Origin of the sequence: Ensifer sp. Root954 (assembly GCF_001429005.1) — a bacterium.
Lineage (GTDB): Bacteria > Pseudomonadota > Alphaproteobacteria > Rhizobiales > Rhizobiaceae > Ensifer > Ensifer adhaerens.
Genome location: NZ_LMJM01000014.1, coordinates 338,611 through 338,969, shown reverse-complemented (window position 1 = coordinate 338,969; position 359 = coordinate 338,611). Strand labels below are relative to the sequence as shown.

Below are 359 nucleotides of genomic sequence, written 5' to 3'. Positions count from 1 at the left end.
TTGACCTTGGCAACCGCGATCTCCGGCAGCACCGTGTAGTTGGCGAAGGTCGAGCAGCCCATGTAGTGGTGGATCTTGTCCTTGCCGATCGAGAAGCGCGAGGTGCCGTCGGGCATCAGGCCTTGGCCTTGTGTCGAGCGGATCGCGGTGCACAGATTGGTCTTGCGCGACAGACACGACGGGCAGGAGCGGCACTCGGGCGTGTAGAGCGGGATGACGTGGTCGCCCTTCTTCACCGAGGTCACACCCGGGCCGACGTCGACGACGATGCCGGCGCCTTCATGGCCGAGGATCGCCGGGAACAGGCCTTCCGGATCGGCGCCGGACAGGGTGAAATCGTCGGTGTGGCAGATGCCTGT

At 64.9% G+C, this 359-nt stretch carries 1 protein-coding gene; it reads right to left on the bottom strand.

Going from position 1 to position 359, the window contains the following annotated elements; all coding sequences use genetic code 11:
* Positions 1-359, bottom strand: a 359-nt coding sequence (locus tag ASE71_RS08915; RefSeq protein WP_244497361.1) for an alcohol dehydrogenase catalytic domain-containing protein, incomplete at both ends; no start/stop codon positions are given.